12 protein-coding genes are annotated in these 15546 nt (G+C 66.1%); 5 read left to right on the top strand and 7 right to left on the bottom strand.

Translation table 11 applies throughout. The features are described from left to right. Nucleotides 1-8 precede the first annotated feature (8 nt). Genes P0D62_RS09980 through P0D62_RS09965 form a run of 4 tightly spaced genes read left to right on the top strand, consistent with a single transcriptional unit; the run spans nucleotide 9 to nucleotide 3545 of the window. Nucleotides 9-1010, top strand: coding sequence for a FecCD family ABC transporter permease (locus P0D62_RS09980; protein ID WP_275702488.1), 1002 nt, complete (start codon nucleotides 9-11; stop codon nucleotides 1008-1010). After that, on the top strand, nucleotides 1007-2062 hold the full coding sequence (locus P0D62_RS09975) for a FecCD family ABC transporter permease (RefSeq protein WP_275702487.1): 1056 nt from the start codon (nucleotides 1007-1009) through the stop codon (nucleotides 2060-2062). The genes P0D62_RS09980 and P0D62_RS09975 overlap by 4 nt, the downstream gene beginning before the upstream one ends. Then, nucleotides 2059-2871 (top strand): ABC transporter ATP-binding protein, encoded by an 813-nt coding sequence (locus P0D62_RS09970; RefSeq protein WP_275702486.1) that lies wholly within the window; start codon nucleotides 2059-2061, stop codon nucleotides 2869-2871. Before P0D62_RS09975 ends, P0D62_RS09970 begins: the two co-directional genes overlap by 4 nt. A 23-nt stretch (nucleotides 2872-2894) precedes the next feature. After that, nucleotides 2895-3545, top strand: coding sequence for a GNAT family N-acetyltransferase (locus P0D62_RS09965; RefSeq protein ID WP_275702485.1), 651 nt, complete (start codon nucleotides 2895-2897; stop codon nucleotides 3543-3545). Nucleotides 3546-3807: 262 nt separating this feature from the next. Here the strand turns inward: P0D62_RS09965 and P0D62_RS09960 are convergent, their stop codons facing one another. The 7 genes from P0D62_RS09960 to P0D62_RS09930 all read right to left on the bottom strand — a co-directional run bounded on the left by P0D62_RS09960 (nucleotide 3808) and on the right by P0D62_RS09930 (nucleotide 14823). Beyond that, nucleotides 3808-4608, bottom strand: a complete 801-nt coding sequence (locus P0D62_RS09960) for a tetratricopeptide repeat protein (RefSeq protein WP_406708241.1) — start codon at nucleotides 4606-4608, stop codon at nucleotides 3808-3810. Beyond that, nucleotides 4586-6862 (bottom strand): tetratricopeptide repeat protein, encoded by a 2277-nt coding sequence (locus tag P0D62_RS09955; RefSeq protein WP_275702483.1) that lies wholly within the window; start codon nucleotides 6860-6862, stop codon nucleotides 4586-4588. The genes P0D62_RS09960 and P0D62_RS09955 overlap by 23 nt, the downstream gene beginning before the upstream one ends. 652 nt (nucleotides 6863-7514) lie before the next feature. Beyond that, nucleotides 7515-10208: a PEP/pyruvate-binding domain-containing protein gene (locus P0D62_RS09950; protein WP_275702482.1), complete on the bottom strand. Its 2694-nt coding sequence runs from the start codon at nucleotides 10206-10208 to the stop codon at nucleotides 7515-7517. Between the two features lie 42 nt (nucleotides 10209-10250). After that, a complete protein-coding gene (locus P0D62_RS09945) occupies nucleotides 10251-11567 on the bottom strand; it encodes an MFS transporter (RefSeq protein WP_275702481.1) in 1317 nt (438 codons plus the stop codon). Nucleotides 11568-11703: 136 nt separating this feature from the next. Further along, entirely contained in the window at nucleotides 11704-12645 is a 942-nt protein-coding gene (locus tag P0D62_RS09940) for an alpha/beta hydrolase (RefSeq protein WP_275702480.1), read from the bottom strand. A 97-nt stretch (nucleotides 12646-12742) separates the two neighbouring features. Further along, nucleotides 12743-13672 (bottom strand): helix-turn-helix domain-containing protein, encoded by a 930-nt coding sequence (locus tag P0D62_RS09935; RefSeq protein WP_275702479.1) that lies wholly within the window; start codon nucleotides 13670-13672, stop codon nucleotides 12743-12745. A 44-nt stretch (nucleotides 13673-13716) separates the two neighbouring features. Next, nucleotides 13717-14823, bottom strand: a complete 1107-nt coding sequence (locus P0D62_RS09930) for a magnesium and cobalt transport protein CorA (RefSeq protein ID WP_275702478.1) — start codon at nucleotides 14821-14823, stop codon at nucleotides 13717-13719. A 265-nt stretch (nucleotides 14824-15088) separates the two neighbouring features. Here P0D62_RS09930 and P0D62_RS09925 point away from each other — a divergent pair, with 265 nt between their 5' ends. Beyond that, nucleotides 15089-15502: a hypothetical protein gene (locus tag P0D62_RS09925; protein WP_275702477.1), complete on the top strand. Its 414-nt coding sequence runs from the start codon at nucleotides 15089-15091 to the stop codon at nucleotides 15500-15502. The last annotated feature ends 44 nt before the right edge of the window (nucleotides 15503-15546 follow it).

Raw genomic sequence — 15546 nt, 5'->3', positions numbered from 1 at the left:
CCGCCATCGTGCGGCGGCCGGCGCGTCGGCGCGCGCTCGGGCTGCTCGGCGTCGCCGTGGTGCTTGCTGTGGTCTGTGCGTTGTCCGTGGCGATCGGCTCGCGAGTGGTTTCGTGGGCGGAGATCGTGGCGGCGTTCGGCGGCTCGACGAACGGCCTGGGCGAGGCGGCCGTGCTCAAGCGGATCCTCCGCACCCTGCTGGCACTGGTCGTCGGCGCGGCCCTGGGCCTAGCGGGAGCCCTGATGCAGGGCGTAACCCGCAACCCGCTGGCCGACCCCGGCATCCTCGGCGTGAACATGGGCGCCTCGCTCGCCGTCGTGGTGGGCATCGCGTGGTTCGGCGTCTGGACCTACACCTCGTTCATCTGGATCGCCATCGCGGGTGCCGCGGTGTCCGCGGTGTTCGTCTATCTGGTGGGCTCGCTCGGCCGCGGCGGCGCCACTCCCCTCAAGCTGGCCTTGGCCGGGGCGGCGACGGCCACCGCCCTCAGCGCCTTCATCAGCGCCATCGTCCTACCGCGCGGCGACATCGCCGGCAGCGTGCGGTCCTGGCAGATCGGCGGAGTGGGTGGCGCCAACCTCGACGCCATCGCGCAGGTGGCGCCGTTCCTGATCGTGGGCACGATCATCGCGCTGACCTCGGCCCGGTCGCTGAACTCGTTGGCCTTGGGCGACGAACTGGCCGCCGGCCTGGGCGAGCGCGTGGCGGTGGCGCGGGCCGTCGCCTCACTGGGTGCGGTCGTGCTGTGCGGGGCTGCGACGGCGGTGGCGGGGCCGATCGGCTTCGTCGGGCTCGTCGTTCCGCATGTCTGCCGCCTCATCGTCGGCCCCGACTACCGCTGGCTGCTACCCTTCTCCGCTTTGACGGGAGCCGCGCTGCTCACGGCCTCCGACGTGGTAGGGCGCGTCGTCGCCCGGCCCGACGAGGTGGACGTCGGCATCATCACCGCGCTTATCGGAGCGCCGTTCTTCATCGCCATCGTGCGTCGGCAGAAGGTGCGTGAGCTATGAGCACCAGGCTGTTGTCCGCGTCTCCGGCGGCTGTCGAGCTGGTCGCGTCCGGGCGACGTGGCCGGGGGCGCCGTCGCCGGATCATCATGGCTGTCCTGGCGGTGCTGATCGTCGCACTGTTCGTCGTCTCGTTGATGGTGGGCAACACGTTCTATCCGCTGAGCGACGTGGTGCGTGTGGTGCTGGGCCAGGACGTCGCGGGTGCGACGTTCACCGTCGGTCGCCTGCGCCTGCCACGGGCGGTGCTCGCGGTGGTGGCCGGGCTCAGCTTCGGATTAGGCGGCGTCACCTTCCAGACCATGCTGCGCAACCCGTTGGCCAGCCCCGACATCATCGGCATCAGCTCCGGCGCCAGCGCGGCGGCGACGTTCGCGATCATCGTGCTGGGGCTCTCCGGCACGGGCGTGTCGGTGTTCGCCATCACCGCCGGCCTCGGCGTCGCCGTCGCCGTCTACCTGCTGTCGTTCCGCTCAGGGGTGGCCGGCACCCGGCTGATCCTGATCGGCATCGGCATGGCCGCGATGCTCGACTCGCTGACCTCCTACTTCCTCAGCAAGGCGCCCCAATGGGAGCTGCAGGAGGCGATGCGCTGGCTGATGGGCAGCCTGAACGGCGCGCGGTGGGAGACTAACCTGCCGGCCGTCGTCGCGTTCGTGGTGTTCGCCCCGGTGCTGCTGGGGCAGGCCCGCAACCTGGCCGCCTTGCGCTTGGGCGACGACACCGCCGCCGCGTTGGGGGTGCGCACCGAACGCACCCGGATCATCCTGATCGTCTCGGCCGTGGGCCTGATCGCCTTCGCGACAGCGGCTGCGGGTCCGATCGCCTTCGTCGCCTTCCTGTCAGGCCCCATTGCGGCCCGGATCATCGGACCGCATGGCTCTCCCCTCGTACCGGCGGCACTGGTGGGCGCGCTGCTGGTGCTGCTGGCCGACCTGCTCGGCCAGTACGCCTTCGGCGCCCGCTACCCCGTCGGCGTCGTCACAGGGGCGCTGGGAGCGCCGTATCTCGTCTACCTCATCATCCGCACCAACCGCACAGGAGGATCACTGTGACCCGGTCCCATCTCCTCGAGGCGCAGGGTCTCAGCCTCGGGTATCGCGACCGCGCGGTGATCGAGGGCCTCGATCTCAGCGTGCCGCCCGGCGAGATCACGGTGATCGTCGGCGCCAACGCGTGCGGCAAGTCGACGCTGCTGCGCTCGCTCTCCCGGCTGCTCGCGCCGCGCGAGGGCCAAGTGCTGCTGGACGGCAAGCAGGTGCACCAGATGCCGGCCAAGGAACTGGCCCGCACGCTGGGGCTGCTCCCCCAGTCGCCCATCGCGCCGGAGGGCATCACGGTCGCCGACCTGGTGGGCCGGGGCCGCCACCCGCACCAGAAGGTGTTCTCCCGCTGGACCGCCAAGGACGACGAGGCCGTAGCCGCCGCACTGGAGGCCACCAACACCCTCGACCTGGCCGATCGCGCCGTCGACGAGCTGTCCGGCGGTCAGCGTCAGCGGGTGTGGATCGCCATGGCGCTCGCCCAGCAGACCGAGCTGCTGCTGCTCGACGAGCCCACCACCTTCCTGGACGTGAGCCACCAGGTGGAGGTGCTGGACCTGCTGACCGACCTCAATCAGTCCAGCGGCACCACCATCGTGATGGTGCTGCACGACCTCAACCTGGCCGCCCGCTACGCCGACCACCTCGTCGCCATCGCCGGCGGCACCGTCTATCAGTCGGGTTCGCCGGAGGAGGTGCTGACGACGGACATGGTGCGCACGGTCTTCGGCATCGACAGCCAGATCATCGCCGACCCCACCAGCGGCCGCCCCCTGATGCTCCCGCTGGGCCGGCACCGCGTCAACCCGCACGGGGCGTAGGGATAGAGGTATAGCCTGCCTGGGTGACTACCTGGGCAGAGATCTATCCCCCGTTCGGGGTGTCCATCGCATGCGGCGACCTCGAACTGCATGGCATGACGCCCGCCGACGTGCCGGAACTGTTGGACCTCGCGGCGGAGGGGGTCGTCGATCCAGACCGGCCGTATCCGTTCAACAACGACTGGGCCCTGCGAGAACCGGCCGACCTGCGCCTCAACTCCGCCCGGCACTACTTCTCCACCTGGGCAGCGGCTCGGCCCGATGCTTGGTCCTTGCTCTTCGTCGTTCGACATCGCGGCGAGATCGTCGGCTGCCAAGACCTCATGACCGACGACTTCCCCATCACCCGCGTGGCGCGCACCGGATCCTGGCTCGGCCGCCGGCACCACGGCTCCGGTATCGGCACGGCGATGCGCCAGTTGGTCTGCGCCTTCGCCTTCGACGCGCTGGGCGCCGACGAATGCCGCACCGAGGCCTATTCGGACAATCCCGCGAGTCAGCGTGTGAGCGAGAAGCTCGGCTATCAGCGGGTCGAGGTCCGGCCCGTCAATCGGCTGGGCGAGCGAGCCCAGGAAGTGCGCTTCATCCTGACCCCCGATCATTTCGTCCGCCCGACAGGCACCGTCACCTTCGACGGCGTGGAGGCCTTCAAGGAGTTCGTCGGCCTGAGCTGAGCTGAGCTGAGCCAACGGTGCGCAAGCCAGCGCGGTCTTATCCAGGTTAATTCCGTTCAGCTGCCCCGCGATCTCGGATCAGCCAGGTCGTTGACGTCAGCATGCTGACATCCAGAACCTGGGCGAGCCGTCGCACGCCTGAGCAGCGACGCTGCTGCGAGCGCCCTCGACAGCGGGGACGTGTCCCTACTTGAGGATTCGGGTCAATAGTCCGTGGCGGCTGATCAGTCCATAGCTTTCGAGCTCAAACAAATCGTCAAGATCAATGATCGCCACCTACCCAAAACACACCCATACGACTGATAGCATCCCTACGTTCCAATAGACCTTGAGTTATTGGATGTTCGGCGCCATAGGCCTTTTTCGACACTTTGACTGCTTCCTCCAGCGTCATGAACGCCTCCCGCCACCGACCGATCATCCCATATGTATCGGCGAGATTTCGCCACACCCCCAAAGTGGTTGCATGTTCCTTACCCAGCACACGCCCACACTCATCTAAACCACGCTCATAGAGACGTACAGCTCGAACCAGATTACCTGCGGCGCGATACGCACCAGCAAGGTTATTAAGAGAGATCAACGTGTCCGGATGATCAGCCCCCAAGAAGCGCTCCCTATCCCCCAGCGTCCGCTTATACAAGGAAACCGCCTTCCCTATCTCTCCCTTCGCCTGATACAGGCCGGCAAGATTGTTACAAGACACCAAGGTGCTCGGATGATCGAGACCCAGGAGTCGTTCGCGATCCAGCAGCGTCTGTTCGTAAAGCGAGAACGCCCGATCTAAATCACCCGCCGACTCGTAAGCGTAGGCGAGGTTGTTTCTACAAGTAAGCGTTACTGGATGACCAACACCCAGAATCCGCTCGCTATCCCACAACGCACGCGCATGCAATGAGATGGCTCGCTCGAATTGACCCGCAGCCTCGTACATAGTGGCAAGATCGTCCCGTATCCGCACAGTCCTAGGATGATCTGGACCCAAGATCTGCTGACAGTCCCTCATCAGTTCCTCATTCAACGAGATCGCGCGACCCCAGTCACCCTTGCTCCTTATACGCACGCGCGAGCCCGCTACGAGCGGTAAACGTGCGCTGATCACCGCTCCCCAGGATGCGCGACGTATCTTCCGTAAGCCTATCGAACAGCACAGATGCTCTACTCAGATCCCCCACCGCTTCGTAGGCCTTCGCAAGATTGCCCCGAAACATCAAGGTATCTGGATGCCTCTCACCGAAGACTCGTTTTGCATCGCAAACAACCCTCTCCAGCATCGAAGCCGCTTGAGTCAAATTACCTGATGACAGATAAACACCAGCCAGATTATTCCTGGCCGCTAGCACATCAGACTGATCAGCTCCTGTTACTTTAGATAGCCCGTCCAGTGCTCTCTCGTAGAACAAACGGGCCCGACCAAGATCACCTACCAACTCGTAGACGACACCGAGATTGTTACAGAACATAAGAGCTTCTCGACAATCGGCTCCTAATACTCTATTTACATCTTCCAGGTAGCCCTCAAGTTCGATAGCAGGATAAGGATCGAGCTGCTGACTTGACCGATACACCACGGCCGCCACAAGTCGCATCCAGTCCTCGTCATTCATCAGCGATGTAGAGTGTGACTGCTCCCTGACCGCAACGAACTGACTAGCTATCTCACGGTTATTGTCCCGCTCCACCAGGTAGGTATTCGCGACATACCAACTCGCCCCATGCATCGCGACGCAGGCGTTTCGAACGGCGGCCCCCATTTCATTGCGAGCCTCAAAGTCCTCACGGATCACCTGGGCCTGTAGCCGGTGCAGCGAGACGATGCGTCGGTCCTCGGACTCGATCAGGATCGAGTTCTTGACTAGGGCGCCCACCGTCTCGTCGACCACGAACTCATCGTCCCCAAGCCCGCGTAGCCACTCACGGGGCACGCCCGGCTCGGCCAACAGCGCCAGGGCCCCCAGCACGTGCTCTGCCGCATCCGACACTTCGCCGGGCAAGCCCTTCAGCACATCGGTGTACGCCAGCCGCAGTGCCACACCGACCAACTGGGGATAGGCGCCGTCTTCCGTCTCAACCACCCTGTCGAGCCCCCGGCCACTGGATAGCAGTTCCCGATACCGGCGGAAGTCATAGTTGCGTCCCTTGATCACGACCGCCGCCTGGGTCAGCGCGACCGGCAGTCGTCCCAGATCTTCGGCAACGGCACCCGCGCCTTCTTCGTCTCGAACGTCGGTGGCGTCCTGCAAGTAGTCGATGGCCTGCTGAGGCGTGTAGACGCCGATTTCGACGGGTTTTCCCAGCGCAGTTGCCTTGCGCGTGGTGGTGACGATCACCCGCATGCCGGGCCCGGTAGGAATCAGGTCGGTGACGTCGTCCGCGCTGTTCACATTGTCGAACACCAGCAGTCGTGGCTCTGGTCCGGCGCTACTCAGCCAGGCGAGTAGTTGCCTGGCGGCCTTCTCCGGGATCTCTTCGTCAGAGATGCCGGTGGACTGGGCCGCTGCCGCCAACTCGGTGATCGCCTGCTCACGAGTGGAGGCGGTTATCCAGCCGACGAATCGCCAGAGGTCGTTCTCGCAAGCCTCCGCGTATGCCGACGCCAACTGCGACTTGCCCGCACCCCGCATGCCCTGCAAGGCGGAGACCGTCGCGACCCCAGACTGATCCAGCGCGTCCCTCAGCGCGGGCATCTCGTTGCGCGTGACGAAGCCAGCTGCCAATCGCGGGCGAGACCCCACGACGTGTCGCCGCTTCTCGACCTCTCCCGAGATCGCCTGCCTGATCAGTAGCTGCACCTGATCGAGCGTCGGGCGCGATGCCAACTCTCGCCAGATGATCCTGATCGCCGTCGTACTGGCAACGCCGAGAACAGCGTCAGATTGGGCGAAGGACAACACCAATCCGTGGACGTGGCCACAGAGTGCAACAAGGTATCCGCGACCATCGTCGTCCAGTCCGGCGCACGCCTCCGTACCAAAGAGCCGGAGCTGGAACTCGTCGTATCCGATCAGCGCCGCACCGAGCATCGCGTCACGATCCGCTGCCTGCAGCAACTCGCGCATCCGCTTCTCGACGACTTCTCGGTCGTAGTCACCCAGGTGGGTGATCTCGCGGCCGCACTGCTCCTCGAAACTCTCGGCAGCCTTCGCGACGAAGGCCTGCAACTCTCTGTTGCGGGCCGCGCTTGCCTTCCCGGCCTCGACAACAGTGTCAACCCCCGCAGCGACAACACCAGCACCCTCAGCAACGAGGGGCGGCACTCCGAACACTCCCAAGACCCACGGCACCGCCGCGCTCACGATCGACGACACCTTCGACATCCGTCCCCCTATCGACGGGTCACACGTTACCGGCGCGGATGTCCGACGGTGCCTGGTTCCCGGATTCACCGCCACCTGGCCAGAACATTCCCGCGTTGTTCGAACCGCTTACCCCACGCGGACGCAGACCAGGCGTTTGAGGGAGACGTTTTGCTCGACCGCAGCGTCCGGTCGTTACGCCTTATCGGGGTTGATTCCGTTCAGTTGCACTGCGATCTCGCATCAGCGGGGTTGTGAATATCAGCATGCTGATATTCACAACCCCGCTGAGCATGGATGAGCCCAAGCGGTGACGGATTCAGCCTCGCTGATCGTCGAGCACTGACAGAACGAACCTGGGAGGCGCTTCGAAGCGAGCGACAGCCCAAAGACGGGCGCGACACAAATCCCTGCCCACGGTAACGCCCTTTCGAGGCTCGCTTCGCTCGCACCTCAAGGAGCGTGGGAATCTGCTCGACCACGCTGTCTGCGGCTCGCTTCACTCGCACCACAGGAGCGTAAGAATCGGCTCCACCACGCCTACGTCAGTGGCTCGCTTCGCTCGCACCACAAGGAGCGTAAGAACCTGCTCCACCACACCGTCAGCAGCACGCTTCGCTCGCACCACAAGGAGCGCGAGAACCTGCTCCACCGCACCGTCGACGACTCAGCCTTACAGGAGCGTGATGGTGCCCGTGGAGCCGTCGAGGCGGATGCGGCTTCCGGTGGGGATGCGTTCGGTGGCTCCGACGATTCCCACCACCGCCGGGAGGCCGTATTCCCTTGCGACGACGGAGCCGTGGGTCATCAGGCCTCCGACCTCGGTCACCAAGCCGGACGCCGTCAGGAACAAGGGGGTCCAGGCCGGGTCGGTGCCACGGCAGACCATGATCTCCCCCGGCTCCAGCGCGGAGCTTTCCGGGTGATCCACCACTCGGGCGACGCCCTCGATGACGCCCGGCGAGACACCCATCCCGGTGAGATCGGCGACCCCGGCGGAGGAACCCCCGAACAGCGCGCGACCGTCTCCCACCAGCGCGACGGGCACCCGGCGTCGTCGCGACTCTCGGGCCCGCTCCTGGCGTCGTTCGGCCACAACCTCGGCGAGACTGCCACCGGCAAAGGCAGGACCCAGAGCGTCGAAGCTGCCACCATCAAAGGCAGGACCCAGAGCAGCGAGGCTGCCGCCATCGACGGCAGGAACCAGAGCAGCGAGGCTGCCGCCATCGACGGCAGGAACCAGAGCGGCGCGGCTGCCGCCGTCGAAGGCGGGCACCAGCTCGTCGAGGTGGAGGAAGAAGATGTCGTCCGCGTCGTCCAGGACACCGAGTTCGACGAGATCCTGGCCGGTGTCGCGGAATGCCTCGCGCAACAGCCCGAGGCCCTGGACCAGCACGAACTTCGGCGTCTCCCGAGCCCCGAACAACGCGCGCACCCGTCGCCCCAGGAAGCGAACCTGCATCCCGCGCACGCGCCCGACCTCACGGGCGAGCCTGGCCATGTCGTCGAGAGCCTCGCGACCCGCCCGCTCATAGGCGACGTCCGGCGCATCCTCAGCGGACAGCGTCAGATAGGAGTGGATGGTGCGTAGGACGCCATCGGGTCGCTCGCGCCAGCGCGGCACGCCCATGTCGATCTCTGCGACGCCGCGCATGCCGTAGCGGCCCATGAACCCCTCGATCGCCGTCTGAGCGGGGACGGGCAGTTCGCGACGCAGGTAGCGCTCGGCGAGTTCCTCGGGGTCGGCGGCAAAGGCCTCCACGGACGCATGATCGCGGCGGATCGCCTGGGTGGCACGCCACAGCGCCAGATCCATCTCCGTGGTGACATTCCCAGGGAGAGCACGCAACGCGCCGAGGGCGAGCCGGTCAGCGTCGTCCAGACCTGTCGAGCGCGCCAGGGCACGCAGACGCAGGGTGCCCAGCACACCCACCGACATCACCGGGGCGAACAGCGGAAGCAACGTCGGCAGTGCTGAGGCCGCGAAGGTCTCCACCGCCTCGACCCTCGCGGCGCACCGCGCACGCGGCTCCGAAAGCCCGTCGATCTCGCGCAACCGGAACTCGAAGTTGCCCACGACCTTGTCGGCCCAGACGTCGATCGTCCGTCGCGCGGACTCCGGACGGCGCAGCGCGCGAACGATCTTGGGCGCGATCCGCCGCAGGAACGGAAGCATGCGTCGCAAGGCCCCGCGGCTGGAGCCGCGCCGCACCGGGTAGTCCGCCTCGTCGCGGATGTCGCGCAGCACCGCGGCTCCGTTGGGGTCGGCCGCCGCCAGCACGACGGGCGCGACACGACGCCCGACAGCGTTGCGCAGCGCGTCGTCCAAGCGCACCCACAGCCGCCCACCTGCGGGCTTCAAGTAGGGGTTGCGGCGGAAATCGGCGTTGCCGCCGAACAGCAGCGCTCCCGCGCTGACGATGGCGCGCAGCGCATCCTGGCCCAGCGGCGTGATGGGCTCGAGCATGCCCTGGAATGCCCCGAAACTAAACCACAGGCCGTCGCCGGGGCCGTCGGGCAACGGGTAGAGGCTGGTGATCGGGCGCGACTGCACGACGTGCAACTCGTCGCCTACCCGAGTCCATTCGATGTCCTGCGGGGCGCCGAACGACTCGGCGATCCGCCGGCCCAACGCCCCGAGCGCCCGCAGTTGCGGCAGACTCAGCGCGCTGACGTCGCCGTGCACGTGCCATACGGTCATGGCGCCGTCACCGTCGAGCTCGTAGTGATCCGGCACCACCTGGCCGGAGACCAGCTGCTCCCCCAACCCCAGCACGGCATCGACGACGATGCGGTCGCGTCGGCCGGTCAGCGGGTCGGCGGTGAACATCACGCCGGAGGCGTCGGCGGGCACCATCTGCTGGATGACGACGGCCAGGCTGACCGCCGCGTGGTCGACGTCGTGGCTCTCGCGATAGCTGATGGCGCGTTCGGTCCAGAGGCTCGACCAGCACTCGACGACGGCCTCGAGGATGGCATCCAGCCCCCGCACGTCGAGGAAGGTGTCCTGCTGGCCGGCAAACGACGCATCAGGCAGATCCTCCGCCGTCGCGGAACTCCGGACGGCGACGGCCACGTCCCCCAGCGCACGGACGGCCTCGGCAATCCGAGCCCGTTGCGCCTCGGACAAGGGCCGGCGGAACGCCCCCCGGATGCGACGCGAGGCGGCGGCATGGTCGTCGTCCAGCGCATGTTCGATCTCGACGTTCAGGCCGTGCTCGGCCACGAACGCGTCGTATTCCTCGGTGCCGAGCACCACGAAGGGCGGGACCGGGAAGCCCGCGTCGCGCAGGCGCACCAGGTTGGCCCCCTTGCCGCCGAATCTCTCCAGGTTCGTCGCTGCCTCGTCGGTGTGGCTGCTCGTCATGGCGGGCCCTTCCTGTCGAGCCTCCAGCCTAACCCCGCCTACTCAGCGTGGACGGCCGGCCCCCGGCACCGTGATGAAACGCGAGAGGACCGCGCCGGTCAGGAACAGGACGAACGGATAGACCGACAGGTAGACGCGGAAGGCGACGTCGGGCTGGGCGCCCGGGTTCTCCCCCGACTCAAAACCGAAGAACCACGTGAGCGAGGCCAGCGCGAGCGCCACCACCAGGCCGTTGAGTCGGGTGAGCACCCCGAATGCCGACAAGAAGGTGCCCTCGCGGTGCACGCCGTGACGGGCAGCGTCGTCGTCGAGCACGCGCGCCAGGATCAGGTCGTTGGTGGAGAGCATTCCCGCGTAGCCGAGGGCCACGGTCAGCCCGCCGGCGATCGCCGTCACCAAGTTGTGCGCGAAGAACAACGGCACGAAGCCGAGCGCCGCCACCAGCAGCGCCCACTTCCACGTCCATGCCGCACCCTTGCGTTTAACGATCTGGGTCCAGCCCATCAGGAACAGCATCGTGGCCACGATCACCGTGACCTGGAGGATGGTGGCGGTGACACCGTCGCCGCCGAGCGTGTACTTCACGTAGTTCTGCAGGCCGCCCAGCAACAGCGCCATCGCGGTGCCGTAGAGCGCGCTGACGACGCCCACCGTCCAGAAGTAGCGGTTGGCCAGGATCTGGCCGATCGAGCGGAAGAACTTGGGTCGTTCCTCCTGGTCGATCGCCGGATTCTCGCGCACGCCCAGCGCCATATAGACGATGACGACGGTGGCGATCAGCCCATAGATCACGGCCAGCCGGGAGTAGCCGACGGTGGGATCAGCGCAGTCCGGCCCCGTGCAGCCCAACACGTTCTGGGCGAGCATCGGTGTGAGCCCGAGCGCGATGATCATGGCCGCCAGCTGAAACCCTTGACGCGCGGAGTTGGCGACGGCTCGCCGCTTCTCCTCCGGGAACAGTTCGGGGAGCAGCGCGCCGTAGTTGGCGTTGATCAATGAGTCGGCCATCTCGGAGAGGATCGCGAACAGCGTGAACCAGATCACCAGCGACGCGGTGCCCGCCGCCACGCGGCCCGGCACGAGGAACAGCGCGATCATCGACGCCAGCAGCACCAGCGCGCCGATCACCAGGTAGGGGCGTCGTCGTCCCCAGCGGGTGCGCGTGCGATCGGACAGGTAGCCGAACACCGGATTGTCGATCGCGTCGAGGACGCCGTAGACGGCATACACCGCCGCGAAGGTGGTGGCCGGCATGCCGAGCAGGGTGACGTAGAAATAGAACATCGACCCCTTGATCAGGTTGATCGGGATCGAGGTGCCGAACATGCCGACGCCGTAGCGCCAGGGGGACGTCGTCATCGGGCTCCTTCAAGACTGGAAGGCCGAAGCCCTCCTCCGCATGACCCTCGCGTGGACGATCAGCCCCCGCTTGGCAGCACCCTACCAACGACGACGGCCGCCCGAGCATGGTCTGCTCGGGCGGCCGTCGATCGGATCAGAGGTGCGTCTGGAAGAACGGGACGATGCTCTCCAGCGCCTTGCCGGTGGGCTCGGGCTGGTCGTAGAGGTCGTAGTGCGAGGCCCCCTCGATCACCGCGAGTTCCTTCTGCTTCGACGCTGCGCGACCGTAGAGCTCCATGCCCAGCCGGTACGACGCGAAGGCGCCGGGCTTATCGCCGATCACGACGAGCAGCGGCTGGGTGAGGAAGGTCTCGACCCGGTCGTAGGCGTCCCACAGTGCCAGCGGGCCCTGGCGCGTGAAGAAGAAGCTGGTGCAGCCGTTCTCGGCAGCGCCGCGGTCCGTCTTGTAATAGTCGGTGGCCTCCGTGACGTCGATATCGGTCAGGCCGTTCTCCAGCGCGAACTCCACCGACGGCGGGAGCAGGTCGTTCACGACCCCGGCGGCGCCACGAGCCTCGGCCGTGCGCTGCTTCGCGAGCGCCTCGAGCATGCCCATCGGGTCGTAGTTGGAGAAGCCCTCCCGCATGAGCCGGCCGACGTTGGAGCCGACCACCGTCGTCAGCGCCTTGACCCGGCGGTCGATCATCGTCGCGGTGACCGCATATCCAGCGCCGCCGCAGATGGCCAGCACACCGATCTTGTTCTCGTCGACGTAGTCCTGAGTGACCAGGTAGTCGATGACGTAGCTGAAGTCGGAGACCCGGAAGCCGGGATCCTCGGTGAATCGCGGTTCGCCGCCCGACTCGCCCTGGAAGCTCGCGTCGAAGGCGATCGCGACGAAGCCCGCCTTGGCGAGCGCGGTGGCGTAGATATTGCCCGAGGTCTGCTCCTTGCAGCTACCCGTCGGATGGGCAGAGATGACGACGGGGTGCTTGGCGGTCTCGTCGAAGTCCGCCGGGAAGTAGACGTCTGCGGCGATGTCCCAGGCGAGGCCTGGAACCTTGACCGAAGTGGTTGTGATGGTCGAGTCGGCCATGTGCGTCCTCCTGGATTGGTTGTCGATCCGCCCGGTCACCCGGGCTCTGACTCCATCCTCGGCCAGGAGCGCGCCTGATACCAGGACAGAATCTTTCCTAGGAAAAATTCTGTCCTGCTTTTCTCGCATCATCGGGCTCGTCGCGCTCGTGCACCATGGCCCGAAGCAGCACCTCTAGACGCTTCTCCGTCTCGGAGCCGTCCTCCGCCAAGTTCAACACCAGTTGCTGCTCAGGCGCGCTGGCATGCCGGAAGATGTCCCAGTCGAAGACCAGCTCGCCGACTACCGGATGCCTCAGCACCTTGGTGCCGAAGTCTTGCCGGGCCACGTTGCGCGCCGCCCACCACCGTCCGAACTGCCGATCGGCAATGGTCAGTTCCCCCACCAACTCCGCCAGGGCGGGATCATCAGGATTGACGGCGGCTTCACGTCGAAGGATCGCGACGCAGGAGCGCGCGACGGTCTGCCAGTCGACGAAGACCTCGCGCATCCGCGGCTCCGTGAATACCAGGCGCACGAAGTTGAGTTCCTTCTTGGGCAGCTCACTGAAGCGCAGATACACCTCTTCGGCCAGCGGATTCCACGCGAGAATCTCGGTGCGCGGCCCCAGAACCATGGCCGGACTCCTGTCCAACTGATCCAGCAGTCGCTGCAACTGGGGGCGCACGCGGAGCCGGTCCTTTCGCGCCCTGGTTGCCATCACGCTGGGCACCGCGGCAGCGTGGGCGGCGTGGTCGAGCAGGCTCACCGCATACTCTGCCTGATCCTCGTCCAACCGAAGCGCGCGGATCAGCGCCTCCATCACCGGCCCCGTGGGCGCGAGCCGCCCCTGCTCGATCCTCGTGTAGTAGTCGCTGCTGATGCAGGCGCGCTCGGCCACTTCTTCGCGACGAAGACCGCTCACCCGCCTGCGCGTGCCATCCGCCACAAGGCCGAAATCCGCAGGATCGAGAGCGCCACGCCGCGCGCGCAGAAACTCTCCCAGCTCACGCAGGTGCGGCATACGCGTCGCGGTCTTGGCATTCATACCGGAAACCTAGCACTCATCCTAGGAAAACCAGCGCGTGGCCGTCACATCCACTTCTTGTACTTGAAGACGACATACAGCGCCACGGCGAAGGCCACCATCAGCCCGACCGCCAGGGGGTAGCCGGCGGCCCAATGCAGTTCCGGCATCACGTCGAAGTTCATGCCGTAGATGGCGGCCACCAGCGTCGGGGCGAAGAGGATCGCGGCCCAGCCGGAGATCTTCTTCATGTCTTCGTTCTGACGCTGAGCGACGAGCGTGGCGTTGACGTTCAAGATCTGCGACAGCGCGTCGCGCAGTTCCGTTGCCTCGGTGATGACGCGGGCAAGGTGATCGGCGACGTCCTGCAGGTAGGCCTGCAGTTCGGCGGGAATGTCGTACCTGTCAGCCCCCTCGTGCAGGCGCCGGACGACCTTCGACAGCGCCGTAGCCGCGTGCAGCAGGTCGATGACCTCCTGGGTCAGGCGGTAGATGCGCTCCGCCGCGGCGGGGTCGCCGCTGAACACCTGGCGTTCGATCTGTTCCTTGTCGATCTGCAGCCCGTCGAGTACCGGAAAATAGCCGTCGACGACGGCGTCGAGGAAGCGGTAGACCATCGCCTCGGGGCCCAGCAGGAGCAGTTCCCGGTTGTCCAAGAGCGGTGCGCCATCGCCCAGCGAGAGTTCAGCGTCGCTCGCGCTGCCGCGCGCGATATCGACGCCGTTGATCAGGCGACCGTCCTGGCAGACGACGGCGAGAGCCTGGGGCAGCATCACCAGGTGGAACTCGCTGAACTCCACCTCCTCGCGCTCGTCGATGTAGCGGGCCGAGCGAACCGCCAAGAACAGCACATCGTCGTAGCGCTCCAGCTTGGGGCGCTGACCGGCGTGCAGAAGATCTTCGGTGAGCACCGGATGCAGGCTCCAGGCATCCGCGAGCGCCGCGATCTCACGCGCATCCGGCGAGGAGAGCACGGTGAGCGTCATCCGGTCGCCGGCCTCCTCGGTGTAGCTCAGCGCCTCCGCGAAGCTGGTCGCGGTATCGACGGCGAGCGGCACGCCCGCCTCGATCCGCCGCACGAGAACCGGCGCCTTGACGATCTCACTGGGCGACGCCGACCGACGCTGAGACGTCCGGCTCCGCAGCCACGCGGGCTCGTTCCTTGCTGCCACCCGTCCTCCTACCCGTGGTCGGCAACCATACCGCGCGGTGACATGGTCAGGCTCCGAGAGAAGGTCCCTGTAAAGAGCAGGGAACGCCGATAGGAGTTCAGCCCGAACCCGGAGCAACAACACTCCCTGCGTTGGTCACGGGGCAGGTATAACTACAACGGAAAGACTGTCGTCGTCACATACGCGAAGGAAAGCGGAAAGGTCAGCAATGGGTGGGTTAGGTAGGCAGCTGCACGAAGCACTTCTGGCGCCGGTTGGCAGCGAGGTGACTGAAGCGCTCAGCATCGCCCGACACATGTCGGTTCGCGACGTCGTCGAGGTGATCGTCAACGACGTTGCTCCCGATCATCCGGGGCAAGCCGACGCTTTCATCGAAGCATGGCTTCCCAATTTGCTCCCCGGCGAACGCATTGACGCTGCGGCGGCTACCTCTAGCCTCTACGTACTCGACCTGGTCCACCTCCCGAACGCCACCGATCGCGGGTTCCTACACGATCTCACTAGTGCGGCTGATGTGCTCACGGTGGTGAGGCAGATCATCTCCGACTACTGCGAGATCGGAGAAAGCCCAGACGCGTCTTTCGACCGCTCCTTCGCCGAACGGTACCGGCGGTTGGCCGCAGAAACCCTCGCCGACGCCGAAGCGCAACTCCGAGCTGGCGTGGCAGAACTGCGCTGAGGAGAGTTCCGGTGCGCCGTACGACCAGAACGACGCCCGATCAG

Source organism: Tessaracoccus caeni (assembly GCF_029211185.1).
GTDB classification, from domain to species: Bacteria; Actinomycetota; Actinomycetes; order Propionibacteriales; family Propionibacteriaceae; genus Arachnia; species Arachnia caeni.
The sequence above is the reverse complement of the archived record's forward strand: the minus strand, read 5'-3'. Positions and strand labels throughout refer to the sequence as shown.